14 protein-coding genes are annotated in these 14,253 nt (G+C 68.4%); 6 read left to right on the forward strand and 8 right to left on the reverse strand.

The features are described from left to right. Nucleotides 1-33: 33 nt before the first annotated feature. The 3 genes from AC3QL3_RS19430 to pdsR form a co-directional block, all read right to left on the reverse strand. A complete protein-coding gene (locus AC3QL3_RS19430; protein WP_492895764.1) occupies nt 34-1,074 on the reverse strand; it encodes a sialidase family protein in 1,041 nt (346 codons plus the stop codon). Next, nucleotides 1,071-3,125, reverse strand: coding sequence for an ATP-binding protein (locus AC3QL3_RS19435; RefSeq protein ID WP_492895765.1), 2,055 nt, complete (start codon nt 3,123-3,125; stop codon nt 1,071-1,073). Before AC3QL3_RS19435 ends, AC3QL3_RS19430 begins: the two co-directional genes overlap by 4 nt. 142 nt (nt 3,126-3,267) lie before the next feature. Continuing rightward, nucleotides 3,268-3,957 carry a proteobacterial dedicated sortase system response regulator gene (gene pdsR, locus AC3QL3_RS19440; protein ID WP_492895766.1) on the reverse strand — a complete coding sequence of 230 codons (690 nt, stop codon included), beginning with the start codon at nt 3,955-3,957 and terminating at the stop codon, nt 3,268-3,270. 174 nt (nt 3,958-4,131) lie between these two features. Between pdsR and AC3QL3_RS19445 the strand changes: the two genes are divergently transcribed. The 3 genes from AC3QL3_RS19445 to AC3QL3_RS19455 all read left to right on the forward strand — a co-directional run bounded on the left by AC3QL3_RS19445 (nt 4,132) and on the right by AC3QL3_RS19455 (nt 7,106). Beyond that, the gene (locus AC3QL3_RS19445) at nt 4,132-6,087 is read left to right on the forward strand and encodes a marine proteobacterial sortase target protein (protein ID WP_492895767.1); all 1,956 of its coding nucleotides are present in this window, start codon (nt 4,132-4,134) and stop codon (nt 6,085-6,087) included. Further along, nucleotides 6,084-6,767 (forward strand): class GN sortase, encoded by a 684-nt coding sequence (locus tag AC3QL3_RS19450; RefSeq protein WP_492895768.1) that lies wholly within the window; start codon nt 6,084-6,086, stop codon nt 6,765-6,767. Before AC3QL3_RS19445 ends, AC3QL3_RS19450 begins: the two co-directional genes overlap by 4 nt. A gap of 147 nt (nt 6,768-6,914) precedes the next feature. Continuing rightward, nucleotides 6,915-7,106 carry a hypothetical protein gene (locus AC3QL3_RS19455; RefSeq protein ID WP_492895769.1) on the forward strand — a complete coding sequence of 64 codons (192 nt, stop codon included), beginning with the start codon at nt 6,915-6,917 and terminating at the stop codon, nt 7,104-7,106. Nucleotides 7,107-7,172: 66 nt separating this feature from the next. Here AC3QL3_RS19455 and rpe read toward each other — a convergent pair whose 3' ends face one another. Genes rpe through djlA form a run of 3 tightly spaced genes read right to left on the reverse strand, consistent with a single transcriptional unit; the run spans nt 7,173 to nt 9,090 of the window. Then, the gene (gene rpe / locus AC3QL3_RS19460; RefSeq protein ID WP_492895770.1) at nt 7,173-7,841 is read right to left on the reverse strand and encodes a ribulose-phosphate 3-epimerase; all 669 of its coding nucleotides are present in this window, start codon (nt 7,839-7,841) and stop codon (nt 7,173-7,175) included. 4 nt (nt 7,842-7,845) lie between these two features. Beyond that, complete coding sequence (locus tag AC3QL3_RS19465) at nt 7,846-8,268, reverse strand: hypothetical protein (RefSeq protein WP_492895771.1); 423 nt, start codon at nt 8,266-8,268, stop codon at nt 7,846-7,848. 27 nt (nt 8,269-8,295) lie between these two features. Further along, nucleotides 8,296-9,090 (reverse strand): co-chaperone DjlA, encoded by a 795-nt coding sequence (djlA, locus tag AC3QL3_RS19470; RefSeq protein ID WP_492895772.1) that lies wholly within the window; start codon nt 9,088-9,090, stop codon nt 8,296-8,298. Between the two features lie 175 nt (nt 9,091-9,265). On the opposite strand from djlA, the gene AC3QL3_RS19475 reads away from it, so the two are divergent. The 3 genes from AC3QL3_RS19475 (at nt 9,266) to AC3QL3_RS19485 (ending at nt 11,062) form a co-directional block, all read left to right on the forward strand. Continuing rightward, complete coding sequence (locus AC3QL3_RS19475; protein WP_492895773.1) at nt 9,266-10,162, forward strand: phosphoribosylaminoimidazolesuccinocarboxamide synthase; 897 nt, start codon at nt 9,266-9,268, stop codon at nt 10,160-10,162. A gap of 13 nt (nt 10,163-10,175) precedes the next feature. After that, the gene (locus AC3QL3_RS19480) at nt 10,176-10,505 is read left to right on the forward strand and encodes a DMT family transporter (protein ID WP_492895774.1); all 330 of its coding nucleotides are present in this window, start codon (nt 10,176-10,178) and stop codon (nt 10,503-10,505) included. Nucleotides 10,506-10,597: 92 nt separating this feature from the next. After that, a complete protein-coding gene (locus AC3QL3_RS19485) occupies nt 10,598-11,062 on the forward strand; it encodes an Mpo1 family 2-hydroxy fatty acid dioxygenase (RefSeq protein WP_492895775.1) in 465 nt (154 codons plus the stop codon). Here AC3QL3_RS19485 and AC3QL3_RS19490 read toward each other — a convergent pair. Further along, entirely contained in the window at nt 11,059-11,961 is a 903-nt protein-coding gene (locus AC3QL3_RS19490) for a hypothetical protein (RefSeq protein ID WP_492895776.1), read from the reverse strand. The genes AC3QL3_RS19485 and AC3QL3_RS19490 overlap by 4 nt on opposite strands. 88 nt (nt 11,962-12,049) lie before the next feature. Then, nucleotides 12,050-14,242 (reverse strand): Ig-like domain-containing protein, encoded by a 2,193-nt coding sequence (locus AC3QL3_RS19495; protein WP_492895777.1) that lies wholly within the window; start codon nt 14,240-14,242, stop codon nt 12,050-12,052. Between the last annotated feature and the right edge of the window lie 11 nt (nt 14,243-14,253).

The raw sequence follows: 14,253 nt of genomic DNA on the forward strand, positions 1-14,253 counted from the left end.
CGGCGCGTCGAACGCGCACCTGCAGCGCTCAGCTCAGGCGCCGTCGAACCCGTTCGCGAAAATCGTATCGTCGATCACGATCGGCACCGCCGCCTCGCGCACGATGTCGTAGGTCATGCTGCCGGCAGGCGCGTCGTGGCCCCAATACAACTCGACCGTGCTGGCCGATTCGCCGACCAGCGGGTGCGGCTCGACATCGTCCTGATCGGGCGTGTCGGTGATCGCGATGGGATCGGCCCAGGTCGTGCCGTCGAGCGAACGCCGCACGGCGAGGTCGAACGCACTGCCGTTGGCGCGAATCCAAAACAGCGCGAACGCGCCGTCCGGCATGACCACCGGCAGAGAATCATGATTGTTGCCGGTCGGCGCGAAATCTTGTGCCGCGCCGCTCCAGTCGCGCAGGTCGGTGCTGGTCTTGACGAACATCTGCAGCGCGTTGTTGCCCGGATTGACCTGGTAGCTGGCCAGATACAAGCCGTCGCTCTCGCGATAGGCGATGCGCGGCAACACGCCGCGCTGGACGATCTGCGTACGCAGCTGATCCCAGCTCGCACCGCCGTCGCTGGACTGGGCCAGATAGGCGCCGCCGCTGCGCTGGTAACTCATCGTCAAGGTCCCGTCGGCCTGGCGGATCACGTGCGGATTGACCTCGCCGCTGTTGGGCCAGCCGAGATCGAGCCGGCCCTGCTCGGCGAACGCGATTCCGTTGCTGCTGGTCGCGCGCCAGATGCGGAAGCCGCTGTCGTCCTCTTTCAGATAAAACAGCACGTAACTGGTCGGTCCGAGTTGCAGCAAAGACGGATGCCGATTGTTGTAGACATCGGCGATCACCGCGGTCGCCGTGCTCCAGGTCGCGCCGCCGTCGCTCGAACGCGTGCTCCACAGCGCACCCGAATACGCGCCCGGCTCGACTTCGGTCAGACGCTCGAACACGACGATGCGGGTGCCGTCGCTCGCGCGGATCACCGAAGGCATGTAGTCGAGCGCACTGCCGGAGGTCACCGGCTGCAAGGCCGACGCATTGCCGGCCAGCGCCGCGGCAAAAACCGCGGCGACGTATTTTGCGAATCTCACGTGGCTTCCCCTTCAGCCAGGCGACGCCGCGACATGCCGGGCATCGCGAGCGCGAATGCTACCCCATCACCGGCAGTGAGATTGCCGGCCGAGGCGACGCCGCGATGCAATTCCGCGACCAGGCGCACCACGTACAAACCCAGGCCAAGATGCGGCGCCTCGCCGGCGCGCGCGCTGCGTTCGCGCACCGACACCAGCGAATCGAACAGGCGCTCCTGCATCGAAGCCGGCAGCAGCGGGCCCGAGTTGGCGACGCGAATCTCCGGCACCTCTTCGTGCACGCGCAAGGACAAGGCGATCCAGCCGTCGAGCGGCGCGAACGAGCAGGCGTTGTCGAATAGCTTGTCCAGCGCCTGCGCGATCAAGTCGGGCGCGCCGTGGAACAACAGCGGCGCCGGCGGCAGCTCCAAGCGCAGCTCGCGCGGCGCGGCCAACGCGCGGTAGCTCTCGGCGCAGCCGGCGACCAACGCGCGTAGGTCGAAGTCCTCCGCTTCGGCACCGGCGATCGCGCGTTCGATGCGATTCGCTTCGCTCATCGCGCGCACGATCGCGCCGAGACGATCGGCGCCGTCGCGCGCACGCGACAGGTACGCGCGCGCATCGGCCGGCAGCGTTTGGTGCTCGAGGTTGTCGAGCGAGGATTTCACGATCGCCAGCGGCGTGTTCAGCTCGTGCGAGAGCTTGGAGGCGAGCGTGCGCAGGTAATCGGTGTAGGCGCCGACTTCGTCGAGCAGCTTGCGGAAGCTGCGCGCGAGATCGCCGAGTTCGTCGGGTGCATCGGCCAGCGGAATCTTGCCGTCCAGAACTTTTCCGTCCAGACGTCCGGACGTCCGTACCGCGCGCTCGGCCGCATTGCGTAAGCGGCGGATGCGAAACGACAGACTGGCGCCGAACACGAGCAGGATCAGGCCGGCGATCGCCAATGCCGCCAAGGTCGCGACGGCGAGTCCGACCAGGGCGCGATTCGCCAACAAGGGCAGCGCGCGACTGGCCTGCTCCAGCACCAGCGCACCGCGCGGCCAGCTGCCGCTGCCGAGCGGCACCGTCGCGGTCAGCACGACGACGCCGGAGTAGGCGTTGCGCCAGCTGGTCGCCGGCACACCGGACAGGGCCTGCCAGACTTCCGGCGCCTCGATCCGTGCTGCATCGCCGGTGAGCTCGGGCGAGCCGCCGAGAGGCGGCGCGAGCAGGCCGCGATAGATCCATCCGGCCAGCGCGGTGGCGCCCTCTTCGCGCGCCGCCGGCGGCGCGTCGAGGCGGCCGGCGTCGGCGAGCAACCAACCGTCGGCGGCGACCAGGCGCGCGCGCGCGTGCTCGGGCACCAGCGGCTGCAGCGCGCGCGCGGCGTCCTCGTCGTAACCGAGCAAGGCACGCGGTTCGGGCGCAACGGAGTCGGCCACGGCGGAATCGTGCGCAACCAGACCGATGCGCTGCGGCGCAATCCCATGCGGCAGCTTGAGCTCGATGCGATAACCCGAGCCGTCTTCCTGCCAGGCGCCGCCGAGCGTCGGCGGCAGCACGCCGCCGGCCGCATCGGCTTCGCGGTCGAGCGCGGGTGCGGAAAAATTGCCCGGCGCGGCGCTGGCCAGCCGATAGCGGCGCGTCTGGCCGGCTTGGCTCAGGCTCAGATCGACGTAATCGCTGATCGATACGCGCGGATCGCTGGCGTCGGCGCGCGCGCGCGTCGCATCGCGCACTTCGATCAAGAGGTAGAGATCGCCGCCGCGCCGCGCCAACAGCGCCTGCAGCTTCTGCGCGTCGTTCGGCGGTCCCAGCGCCTGCGCATACGGCCGCAGCGCCGACCAATCGTCGGCATAGCCGTCGACCACGATCGCTTCTTCCGCGCGCTGCACGTACAGCACCGGCCCTGCCGCCGGCAGCTCGACGCGACGCGCCTCCAAGGCCTTGGCCAACATGCCGGCCGAGGCCAGCAAGGTCTGCTCCTGACCCTGGCGCAACAAGGCCTCGGTCTGCTTGACGAACTGCCAGCCCGCCCACGGCAGAGCCAGCGTCGACAGCGCTACGAGGAGGAGTTTGAAGCGCAGAGACATTTAAGGGCCGGGATTGGGGATTGGGGATTGGGGATTCGGGATTGGGAAAGAGCGAAGTCCTGAAGCGTCGGTCGCTCGGAGCACGGAGATCAACAATTCAAAACCACCGCTCTCACCAATCCCCAATCCCAAATCCCCAATCTCAGCTTTTCCACCGATACCCGGCACCGTGCACCGTATCGATCGCGTCGAAGGCCGGATCGATGGCGAGGAATTTCTTGCGGATGCGTTTGACGTGCGAGGTGATGGTGGCGTCGTCGACCACGACCTGCGCGTCGCGCATCAGCTGGTCGCGGCTCTTCACGTGGCCGGGGAAGCGCACCAGGGTGTGCACCATCCAGAACTCGGTCACGGTCAGCGGCACGTCGATCTCGTTCCAGGTCACGCGCATGCGCTCGGTTTCGAGCTTGAGCGGGCCTTGCGCGGTGACGCTGTCGGCGGCGGCCGGCTTCTTCAGCGCCTCCATCCGGCGGAACAGCGCGTTGATGCGCGCGGCCAGCTGGTGCAAGGAAATGTCCTTGGCCAGGTAGTCGTCGGCACCCAAGCGCAGGCCCGAGATCACGTCGAAGTCCGAATCGCGCGCGGTCAGGAACAGGATCGGCAGCGCCGGCGATTTCGCGCGCAAGCTGCGGCAGAGCTCGAAACCGCCCTCCGGTTCGTCGCCGAGGCCGACGTCGATGATGACCAGTTCCGGCAGACGCTGCGCGAACGCGGCTTCGGCCTCGCTGCGCGAACCGTAGCCGCGCACTTCGTAGCCAAGCCGCGTCAGCGCCTCGGAATAATTGGCGCGGATCAGGGGTTCGTCTTCGACGATCGCAATGTGGCGTGGCATGCAAGCGGTACTCCGGCGGAATGACGCCAGCTTACGCAGCGCACTCCGGCACGCGCAACGGGAGCGGCGCGTTCGCCCGCAGTTCGCCACAAACCGTCAGCGTCGCGCCCCGAGCGCGACGGGCGCCGGACCGGCCGCGCACGCGCAATGGCGCCGTCATCCGGGAGAACATCGATGCGTTCGCTGCAAGCTCTGCTTCTCGTCCTACTGGCCGCCCTGTTCGCCAGCGCCGACGCGCCCGCGCAGGAACGCGGTTTCGGCGCCGTCGACGCGCGCGACGCACAAGGCCGCAGTTTCGCGCTGGCCGCGCTCGACAGCGAGATCGACTACGCCGTCGGCGGCCTGGTCGCCGAGGCGCGCATCCGCCAGCACTTCGTCAACCACAGCGACGGCTGGATCGACGCGACCTACCTGCTGCCGCTGCCCGACGGCGCCGCCGTGCACGATCTCACTCTGCGCGTCGGCGGCCGCACCATCGTCGGCGAGATTCGCGAGAAGGAACAGGCGCGCAGCGAGTTCGTCGAGGCGGCGGCGAGCGGACGCCGCGCCAGCCTGGTCGAAACCTCGCGCGCGCAGCTGTTCCGCACCGCAGTGGCGAACATCGGCCCGGGCGAGGCGATCGACGTCGAACTCAGCTGGTGGCAGCCGATCGTCTACCGCGACGGTCGCTTCTCGCTGACCCTGCCGCTGACCTACACGCCGCGCTTCGAGCCTGCCGCGGTCGACTCCGATGCATCTGCGGCGGGTCACGCCAGCGGCGACGACGCGCATTCGGCGACGGCACCGACGGTACGCGTGAAGATCGCGCTCGATGCCGGCGTCGCGCTGACGCGCGTCGACAGTCCCACCCACGCGATCAAGACCAGCGGCGACGGCGCGCAACGCCAGGTCGAGTTCGCCGACGGTGCGGTGCCGGCCGATCGCGACTTCGTGCTCGAATGGACGCCGCTGCTCGGCGCGATGCCGACCTCGACCGTGCTGGTCGAGCGTTGGAACGGTGAAGACTACGCGCTGACGATGCTGCTGCCGCCGGCCGAGCTGCCCAATCCCTTGCCGCGCGAGCTGATCCTGGTCATCGACACCTCCGGCTCGATGGAAGGCGCGTCGCTCGCACAGGCCAAGGCGGCGCTCGATCTCGCCTTGCAATCTTTGCGTCCGAGCGACCGCTTCAATGTGATCCAATTCAACTCCGACGTGGAGCGATTGTTCGACCAGGCGGTCGCCGCAACCCCCGCCGATGTGCAGCTGGCGCGTGAATGGGTAGCCAAGCTGCGCGCCGACGGCGGCACCGAAATGGGGCTGGCGTTGCAGCGCGCGCTCGACGGCCGCGCCGCTGCCGGTTACGTGCGCCAAGTCGTGTTCGCTACCGACGGCGCAGTCGATGACGCGAACGACCTGTACGGCACCTTGGAAAGTGCGCGCGGCGACTCGCGCCTATTCACCATCGGCATCGGCAGCGCGCCGAACGCGCACTTCATCCAACGCGCGGCCACGCTCGGCCGCGGCAGCTCGGTGGTGGTGCGCCGTCTGGACGAAGTCGGCGAGCGCATGCGCGAGCTGTTCGCCAAACTCGACCGCCCGGCCCTGCGCGATCTCGCACTGAGCTGGCCTGGCGCGGCCGAAAGCTACCCCGAACGTCTGCCCGATTTGTACGCCGGCGAGCCGTTGCTTGCCGTGGCCAAGCTCGACACGGCGCGCGGCGAACTCACGGCGAGCGGCGCCAGCACCGATTCGGCGTGGAAGCAGACCTTGCGACTGGAGCGCGCCGCGCCTGCGGCCGGCATTGCGCGCCTGTGGGCGCAACGCAAGGCCGACGAACTGCAGCGCCGGCTCGAACGCGGCGTCGATCCGAACACGACGCGCGCGGCGATCGTGCAGCTCGCGCTGGAACACCACATCGTCACCCCATATACGAGCCTGATCGCGATCGAGCGCACGCCGTCGGCGCCGGCCGATGCCGCGGTGACCTCGGTGCGCATCGCCAACGGCATGCCCGACGGCAGCGTCGGTTTCGCCGCCACCGCGACGCCGGCGCGGCTGGAAGCCGTGCTCGGGCTGGCCTTGCTGGTCCTGGCCGGTGCGCTGTTCTTCGGCGGCCGCCGGCCGCGCCGGATCGGCGTGCTCGCGTGAGCGCGTCGCGCACTCCTCTGCCTGCAGCGCGCGCGACGGTCGGCGGCACACGCCGGCGCCGGCTCGCTGCTCTGCTCGCCGCGCTCGCGGCGTTGCCACTGGCGCATGCCGGCTACCTGCACGCGAAAGCGCAACTCGCCCAGGTTCTGCTCGAACACGCCTGGCAGCGGGCGCGCACGGAAGGCGTCGCCGCGCGCCCGTGGCCGTGGGCGGATACCGCGCCGGTCGCGCGTCTGCGCGTCGCACGGCTCGGCGTCGAGCGCATCGTGCTGGCCGGCGACTCCGGCCGCACGCTCGCCTTCGGACCGGGCTGGACGCCGAGCAGCGCGCGGCCGGGAACACACGGCACGGTGTTGATCAGCGCGCATCGCGATACGCATTTCGCGTTCCTGCGCGAGCTCGCGCGCGGCGACCGCATCGTGCTCGACGCCGCGCAAGGCACGCGCCGCTATCGCGTCGAAGAACTGCGCGTGGTCGACAGCCGCGCCGGCCTCGCCGCGCTGCCGGCCGACGGCGACGGGCTCGTGCTGGTCACCTGCTATCCGTTCGATGCGGTCGTTCCCGGCGGCCCGCTGCGCTATCTGGTCGGCGCCGTCGCCGACGACGACGTCAGCGATTTGCCAGCAACCGTCAGCTCTTCGGCCGCGAGCGCACGCGCCAGCGCCATCGCCGCGCGCTGAAATGACATCGCTGCAAAGGAGAACCCGATGAAAACCGATCGCCCCGATCCGAATGCCGAACTGCACACGCGCGAACCGATGCGCGTCGTGTTCGCCCTCGCCGCGCTGTTGCTCGGCCTGCTCGCCGCCCTCCACTGAGGACTTGCCATGAACGCCCGCGTACTCGATCTCTTCCGTTCCGCCACTCCGCGCGCGCCGTTCCGGCGCGATGCGGCCTTCGACGACCTCGGCGATTCGTTCTGGCTCGGCGGCGAGGCGCAGGTCGCGCCGGCCAATCTCGCGGCGGCGACGGCGCCGCCCGACGACGACCTCGACGATCCGGACTGGCTCGTGATCTGAACCGTGTTGTTGTGCCGCGCCGGGTATACCCTCTCCCCCTCCGTACCCGGTGCGGATTTTTTTTATCTACGCGGCGGCCGCGAGCATCTTCGCGATGACCGCGCGATAGTCCGGCTCGTTGAAGATCGCCGAGCCGGCGACGAAGGTGTCGGCGCCCGCACGCGCGATCTCGCCGATGTTGTCCGGCTTGACGCCGCCGTCGATCTCCAGGCGAATCGCGCGGCCGCTGCGATCGATGCGTTCGCGCACCTGGCGCAGTTTGTCGAGCGCGGACGGAATGAAGCTTTGTCCGCCGAAGCCGGGATTGACGCTCATCAGCAGGATCAAGTCGATCTTGTCCATCACGTAGTCGAGATAGGACAGCGGCGTGGCCGGATTGAACACCAGGCCCGCGGTGCAACCGGAACTCTTGATCAACTGGATCGTGCGGTCGATGTGTTCGCTCGCTTCCGGGTGGAAGCTGATGTGGCTGGCGCCGGCCTTGGCGAAGTCGGGCACGATGCGGTCGACCGGCTTGACCATCAGATGCACGTCGATCGGCGCGGTCACGCCGTGCTTGCGCAGCGCCTCGCACACCAGCGGGCCGATGGTCAGGTTCGGCACATAGTGGTTGTCCATCACGTCGAAGTGGACCCAGTGCGCGCCGGCGGCGAGCACGGCGTCGACTTCCGCGCCGAGCTGGGCGAAGTCGGCCGACAGGATCGACGGCGCGATGACGGGGGATTGCTTGGCCATCGGATCAATTCTCGTTTGAGACAAAAAGATTGACGGTGCCACCGAGCGCGACGAAGGCGATGCCCGCGCGCTGCAGCGCCGATGCGGCGATGCGCTCGACCTCCGCCGGCACGATGCCGCCGAGCCATTCGTTGCGGCGGCCGCTGGGTCCGCGCAGTCGCCACGGCAAGAGATCGGTGAGAACGACTCGCTCGGCGCGTGCGATCTCTTCGACCTCGAACAGCGGCGCGAACGAAACATTCTCCGCGCCGAATACGCGCATGTAGCCGGCGCGGCGAGCGCCGAAATCGCGCGCCTTGCCGAACTTGCAGTGCTCGTGCGTGACGCGCAGACAGCGGTGCTCGATGCGGCGATCGCCGCGATTGACCGAGATCGGCTCGACGTTGCGCAAGCTCACGATGTAGAGGCCGCCTCGCCTATCGCGCATCGCCGCAGGCACATCGCCGGGAAAGAGTTAGCGTATCCCACGTTCGCCCTTGATGCGTTCGTAGGCGGCGTTGATCTCGCGCGCGCGTTCCTCGGCGCGACGCTTCACTTCGTCGGGCACGTCGATGAGCTTGTCGGGATGGTGTTGGCTCATCAGGCGGCGATACGCGAGCTTGATCTCGCGATCGCCCGCATCGCGCGCCAGCCCGAGCACCGCGTACGGGTCCACGTCGGACGGTCGCCCCGGCGGCGCACGCCGGCCGCCGGCACTCTCGCTCCACGGACCGCGCGCGCCAGCCCAGGCGCCATAGCCCTTCATCGCCGACAACGCGGCGAGTTCGTGCTCGCGCACGCCGAGCACCGCGCACAGACGCTGCAGCAGCGCGAGCTTCGGGCCGGCCAGCGCGCCTTCGGCGTAGACGAGGTCGAGCAGGAGGTCGAGCACGATGAAGGCGTGATCGCGGCGGCCGCGGCACCAATGCTGCAGCTCGCCGAACACGACGTTCACGTTGAAGCCGGGCTGCTTGCCGGCGTTGAAGCGTTCGATCGCGGCGCGACGCTCGTCGGCGTCGAGACTCAAGCGCGCCATCAGCGCTTCGGTCGCGGCGATCTCAGGTTCCGACACGCGCCCGTCGGACTTAGACAAAGTGCCGGCGAAGGCGAACAAGGGCTCGATGAAGCCGCGCCCGAGCGGCGAAGGCCGCAGGCGCACCGTCGCGGTGTCGTAGAAATGGCCGAGCATCGCGCCGATCAGCGCACCGACCCAGCCGTGGAACAGCAGGTAGCCGAGCGCCGCGCCGACCAGCTTGCCGAGAATGCTCATCGGCGCGGCTGCCGAGTGCGCGCGGCGAAGCGGCGGGATGATGCGGACGAGCGCATGCGAAGTCCGAGGGGAAAATGGCGGCGGATTCTAGCAAGAGCGCCATGAAGCGCCGTTACGACGCACCGTCGCAGGAGGCTCTTGTTAGAATCCGGCGCCCGCTTCATCGGAATTCTTCGTGCCGACCGTTCTTTCCCATTCGAACCTGCCCGGCCTGCCGCTGCTCCATCGCGGCAAGGTGCGCGACGTCTACGCGCTCGGTACCGACGAGCTCCTGATCGTCGCCAGCGACCGCCTGTCCGCGTTCGACGTGGTGCTGCCCGATCCGATTCCGGGCAAGGGCGAGATGCTGACGCAGATCTCCAACTTCTGGTTCGCGCGCACCGCCGCGCTGATGCCAAACCACCTGACCGGCAAGCCGGTCGCCGCGGTGCTGCCGGCCGGGGTCGACGTCGCACTGTACGAACAGCGCAGCGTGGTGACGCGGCGCTTGAAGCCGGTGCCGGTGGAAGCGATCGCGCGCGGTTATCTGATCGGCTCGGGCTGGAAGGACTACCAGGCCAGCGGCACGCTCTGCGGCATGCGCCTGCCGAGCGGCCTGCGCCAGGCGGAGAAGCTGCCCGAACCGATCTTCACGCCGTCGACCAAGGCCGCCGTCGGCACGCACGACGAGAACATCTCCTTCGACGCAGTGGTCGAGCTGATCGGCGCCGAGCTGGCCGAGCAAGTGCGCGCGGCGACCCTGGCGATCTATCGTCACGCCGCCGACTACGCCGCCCAGCGCGGCATCCTGGTCGCCGACACCAAGCTCGAGTTCGGTACCGACGCCGACGGCAAGCTGTACGTGATGGACGAGATGCTGACGCCCGATTCCTCGCGCTTCTGGCCGGCCGAGGAGTACCACGTCGGCAGCAGCCCGCCGAGCTACGACAAGCAGTTCGTGCGCGACTACCTGGAAACTTTGGACTGGAACAAACAAGCGCCCGGGCCGATCCTGCCGCACGCGGTCATCGCCGGCACCGCGGCGAAGTACGCCGAGGCGCTGCGGCGGCTGGCCGGCATCGCGATCGACTGACGCCGCCGTCGCGATGGCCTATCTCTACCTCGCCATCGCGATCGTCGCCGAAGTGATAGCGACCTCGGCCTTGAAAGCAGCCGAAGGCTTCACGCGGCCGCTGCCTTCGCTGCTGGTCGTCGCCGGTTATGCCACCGCATTCTACTTCCTCTCGCTGGTGCTGCGCACCTTGCCGCTCGGCGTCGCCTACGCGATCTGGTCCGGCGTCGGCGTGGCCCTGGTCGCCGTGCTCGGCTGGTTGTTCTACCGGCAGGCGCTCGACATCGGCGCGATCGCCGGCATCGCCCTGATCGTCGCCGGCGTGCTGGTGATCCAGCTCTTTTCGCGCAGCGCGGCGCACTGAGCGGCGGCCGCCCACTCGCTTGCTGCGGCGGACCTTTCGAAAAACAATCAGTCGTTTTAAATTCGGCCGAGTTTCGGCCGAGGACCCCGCCCGTGCGTACCGTCAACGACTGGTTCAGCAGCTACAGCTCCGACCACCAGAACCCGACCAACCGGCTGATCCATTGGATCTGCGTGCCGGCGATCCTGTGGGCGGCGATCGCGTTCCTATGGCTGATTCCGGTGCCCGTATCGATCGGCCGCGCCGGCTTCTGGTGCGGCTTGATCATGGTCGGCGTGCTCGCGTTCTACTGGCGCCTGTCGCGCCCGCTCGGGCTGGCGATGATCGCCTGGTTTATTCTGCTGGCCGTGCTGACCGAAGCCCTGTACCGCACGCTCGGCCCGAACGGCCTGATGTGGCTCGCGATCGGGGTGTTCGTGGTCGCCTGGGTCGGGCAATTCATCGGCCATCTGATCGAAGGCCGGCGGCCGTCGTTCTTCACCGACCTGCAATATCTCCTGATCGGCCCGGCCTGGCTGATGGGCAAGTTCATGCGCCGGATCGGTGTCGGCTACTAGTTGGATTTCACTTGCACCGTCATGGCGTGGAAATCCAGCGTGACCACGCTGTGCGCGAACAGCGCGTTGCCGGCGCTCGCATCGAATAACCCTTCGGGTTGGCGCAAGGGGCTGCCGTCGCTGGGGAAATACACCAGCGGCCGCGCTAGCTTGAGCGCGCGGCCGGCGAAGGCGAGCGCCGGCGCAGGCGCCGCGAGCAGATTCACGCCGCCGTCGGTGTAGGCGAAGAATTCCGGCTTGCCGGTCTTGTCGAGACCGAGCTTGGTCAACGCGCTGTCGTAGATCAGAACGCTGCCGGCGAAGACGGTGTCGATGCGCACGCGCAGCGGCTTGCCGCCGAGACTGAAGCCGGAAGCGACCAGGGTCGGCGGACCGTGCTCGCCGAAATTGATCAGCTTCAGCGTACCCGCCGCCGCGCCGCCCTCGGCGACCGGCGTGGTGATGATGTTGGAAATGCGCAGGCGCCGCTTCGGATAGTCGATCTCCAGCACGCGCTCCTTGAAGAAGTCGTAGGCGATCGAGCCGTCGACCGGCGGCCGGTTCTCGCCGAGCAGGGCGCGGTCGAACACGAAGAAATCGGCGGTCGTCTGCAAATTGCCGAGCGCGACGCGATGGTTGCCGCCGAGGAAGATGCCGGCGACGGTTTCACCGCCGCGCTGGGCCGGATCGAGCTTCCAGTTCAGTTCGCGCGCGACTTCGCTGAGCAGGGTCGAGTTCGCGTTGCCGGTGTCGAGCATCAGGCTGCGCGGCGCATTGCCGTCGAACGCGACGTCGATGCAAATCAGGCCGCCGCAATCGCGAAACGGCACATCGAAGGCAAACGGCGTCGCGGCGTCTTTCGCGACGGCGGCGGAACTCGCCAGCGCGCCGGCGAGCAGCGCGAACACGCGGGGTAGCATCGGGAAATCTCCGCAAGCAAAGGCGGAGAGCATCGCAGGAAAGCGCTGAACCGCAGCGCGCCGGACCGGCGCGCTGCGGTTCGTCCGATCAGGGCTGCGGGCCGAGGATGACCGACTTGTTCTGCACCAGCACCGCGCCGCCGTTGGTGGCGATGAAGCTGGCCATCTCGCCCTGCATTTCCTGCGTCGCCGCCGGGAAGTCGGTCGGGTCGAGCAGCGAACCGTGTTCGCCCTGCACGAAGCGCACCGCGCCGCGCAGCACGTTGTTGGTCAGCTGCACCGATTCGGTGATCGGATACATCTGCATGGCGGCGATCAGGGGTTCGGTGCCCGACAGCGGCGCACCCGCCACGCGGTTCGGAATCACCTGATCGGGCAGCACATCGCCGCCGCCGACGACCTCGTGCACCAGCAGGTTCTTGCCGTACTGCGCCACCGTGCCGTCGTCGTTCATGCGCAGGATCAGCTTGGTGCCGTTGCCGGCGAAGTTGATCGGATCGCCCGAGTCGATCACGGTCTGTGTCGCCGCCATGAAGGTGTCGTACAGCGGCGTGCCCTGCTGGATGCCGGCCGCGGCGAGGCCGGCATGAATGCGCGGGCCGAACGTCGGCGAAGCGTCGAGCAGGCGCGCGATGCCGCCGCCCGGCACGCTCAGCACGGCCGTCTGCACGTCCGGACTGATCGCCATGAAGGTGGTCAGCACGATGCTGCCCAGCGACTGGCCGACGGCGCGGATCTTGGCCGTGTCGAAGTCGGTTCCGGCCGAGTAGTGCATGCCCTGCACCGCATGCGACAGCTCGAGCAGATCGACCACGCCTTCGCGCACGTTGTCGCGCGAGGTCAGCAGGCTGGTCAGGTTGATGTAGTGCGTGGCCGAGCTGTCGATCACGCCGTCCGGACCCGGCGCGCCGGTTTCGTTGTTGACCAGGTCGAGGTCGAACGTGCGCTCGGTCGCGCCGAGCGCGGCGAACGGCGTATTGCCGATGTAGAACGGGTTGGTCTTGTCGGTGATGCCGTGCAGCGGCAGGTCGATCGCGACCACCGCGAAGCCTTGCGCGGCGAGCGTGCCGGCGACCGCGAACATGTCGGTGCGATTGCGCGTGATGCCGTGCTGGAAGATCACCAGCGGCCAGCCACTGGCCGGCTTGGTCTTGCCCGAGGCGGCGTTCGGCACGGTCAACAGCAGCGGTGCGTGCTGGGTCGACTTCGCCACCGCCAAAGGATTGGCGAACGTCACGTTGGTCGAGGTCGGATCGAGACCGGCCTGGTTGAACGGCGGGATGTAGGCGCCCGGCTCGGCTTCCCAATGCCCGGTCAGCGGATTGTTCGGGCAAGCGGGAAGCCCCGGAACGCACACGGTGTCCGGTGAATCGAGGTAGTACGGCAGATCGATGGTGCCGATGTAGATGTCGGCCACCGGCGGCAGGCCGAGGCCGAGGTCGCCCAGGGTCTTGCCGGTCGGCGCGATCGTCGTCTTCGCCGGCGGCGACTGCTCGATCACGCTCTGGCGCGCCAGCAGCGGCGCGGTGATGTTCTGCGTGGTCATGACCCACGACAACGCGATGTTGGCCGAACCGATACCGGCGGTGGTGGCGGCCGCTTCCTGCGTGTTGATCAGGAGGCGCAGCGGTTCCAGCGCACAGGCGGTCGCGGCCGGCAGCGCCGCGATGGTCGAGGCGTTGTTGACGCACAGCGGCGTGCCGCGCTTGGCCAGCTGATAGACCAGCGAACCGCGCACATTGTTGCCGGCGACGTCTTTGACGCCGTTGGTGACCACCGCCATGTAGGAGGTCATCTGCTGCAACGGCTGGGTCGGCACGATCGCGATGGTGCGGCCGCTGGTATCGGACGGCGCCGGCGCGACGACGAACTCGGCCGGCGAGGCCAGTTCGCGTTCGACTCCGACCACGCCGCCGCCGGGGCCGCTGAGCTTGACCTGGAACACGCGCACGTTGCCGGCCAAGGACGCCGGCGCGATCGGCGCCGAAAAGCTGGTCGACCACGGTGCGGTCGTGCTGAAGCCGTCGAGCGCGTTCATCGCCAGGGTCGGCCCCGCGCTCGGCGCGGTCGGGTCGGCCACCGGGATGTTCAGGGTGAGGTCCTTGGTGCCGCTCAGCAGCAGGTTGTTCGGGAACGGAACCACCCCCTTGCTCGGATCGAAGCTGGCGACCGTGTGGAATTGCACCGGCGCGTAATAGTCGTAGGCGTTTGCTTCGCGTGGCGCGAGCGACGCCAACGACAAGGCGGCGACGACGGCGGTCGTGATCAATCGGGCTTGCATGGGGTTGCCCC

Source organism: Dokdonella sp. GW821-FHT11D02, from assembly GCF_058808595.1.